Here is a 1,781-nt window from a genome sequence, read left to right as displayed (position 1 = left end):
CACCGAGGAAGGAGATGTAGCGGTGGTCGAGGCCGTCCAGTTCGCTGTAGCCGGTCTCCTCGACCATGTACGTGATGATCTCCTCGTCGCTCCAGCCGTCGATCATGGCGATGGACTCGCGCATGTCGGACGCGGGCGGCAGCAACTTGGACCCGATGAAGACGTGCCGGAGGTCGAAGCCGCGCTCCTCCAGGACGCGGGCAAGTTCGACGGTCACGGCGGCGCCGCCGCAGTGGCCCCAGAGGATCAGCGGCAGGTCGGCGCGCTGCTCGATCTCGTCGACGATCCGCACCACGGTTTCGGCGACGTCGGTGAACTCGCCCCGGCGCTCGGGGCTGTGGCCCGGCTGTTCGACGCCGTACACGACGAGGTCGGGGGTGAGCTTCTCGATCGCCTCGGCGAGCGGTTTGAAGTTCACCGGGTGGCCGCAGGGGTACGGGACGCAGATCACCGCTCCGAGGGCGTCCTCGCCCGGGGCGCTGGTCAGCCGCTGGAGCAGCTCGCCGTCCTCCCGGTCGGCGCCCTCCTCGCGCGCGGAGCGCTCGTCCACCAGGGCGGCCAGTTCACCGAGGCGTGAGATGCGGGTGAGGTCGGAGAGGGTGACCAGTCCGTCGAGTTCCAGCACGACGCGGAGCGCCGACAGGGAGTTGCCGCCGAGAGCGAAGAAGTCGCCGTCGCGGGCGATGGCGGAGGGCGGGGTGCCGAGGACGTTCGCCCAGGCCTCCCGGATACGGGTGACCGTGGCCTCGGACGCGCTACCTGCGGTGGTGGTGGCAGGGTCCGCCGCCCGGGTGGCGGATCCGGGCGTGCGGCCCAGCAGGGCCAGGTCCTCGTCCGCGAGCAGGGCGTGGGCGTCGTGTGGCGCGTCGGGCTCCGCGGCCATCAGCTCCAGCACCCGCACGAAGTAGCCGCCGATGCGGTCGATCTGCGCCTCGTCGTACAGGTGGGTGTGGAAGTGCAGGCAGAGCTGGAGCTCGTCGTCGAAGAAGTGCCGGGAGAACTCGGTGCGGAACGGGAACTCCGTCTCGGAGTCGACCCGCATGTCCAGCATGGAGAACTCCGGCAGCTGCTTCAGGTTCTGGAGCAGGTAGAAGTGGGTGAAGTTGAACGTGGTGGTGAACAGGACGCGCTGGGTGGCGAGGTCCTGCTTCATCCGGGCCATGGGGTAGCGCCGGTGCGGCAGCAGGTCGGCCTCGGCGCGGTACACGCGGCGGATCAGGTCGGCCCAGGTGCCGCCGCCCAGATCGACCTGGAAGGGCACGGTGTTGAGGTGCAGGCCGAGGGTGGTCTCCGCGCCGGGCAGCTCGGGCCGGCCGCTGTGCTCGTAGCCGGTCATCACGGTGTCCTGGCCGGACACCAGGGCGAGGACCTTCATGTGGGCGGCGAGCAGCACGTCCTTGAAGGGCACCGACAGGGCGTCGGCGGTGGCCTCGACGCGCTGGGTGAGCCCGCGCGGGAGGGGCACGTCCCGTAGGACGACGCGGAAGTCGTCGGTGGACTCGGCACCGGGCCGGGGCGGCACGTCGACGGGGCGCGGGTCCTGCAGCACCTTCAGCCAGAAGTCCCGGGACTGCGGGGAGCGCAGTGCCTCGGTCTCCAGGCCGACGAAGTTGCGCAGGTGGTTGTCGACGGGCGGGCGGGAGGTGTCGCGGCCTTCGCGCAGCTGGTGGTACAGCTCGAACAGCTGGGTGTGCAGCAGTGAGATGGACCAGCCGTCGAGTGCCGAGTTGTGCTGGCTGACGGTGTAGCGGAACAGGTCGTCGCCGAGCACCTGGACGTGC

1 protein-coding gene is annotated in these 1,781 nt (G+C 70.3%); it reads right to left on the bottom strand.

The annotated features are described in order from the left end of the window. On the bottom strand, window positions 1-1,781 hold a 1,781-nt coding region (locus AOK15_RS45945), incomplete at both ends, for a condensation domain-containing protein (protein WP_240508823.1).

It is taken from the genome of Streptomyces ossamyceticus (assembly GCF_001418475.1).
GTDB lineage: Bacteria > Actinomycetota > Actinomycetes > Streptomycetales > Streptomycetaceae > Streptomyces > Streptomyces ossamyceticus.
The sequence above is the reverse complement of the archived record's forward strand: the minus strand, read 5'-3'. Positions and strand labels throughout refer to the sequence as shown.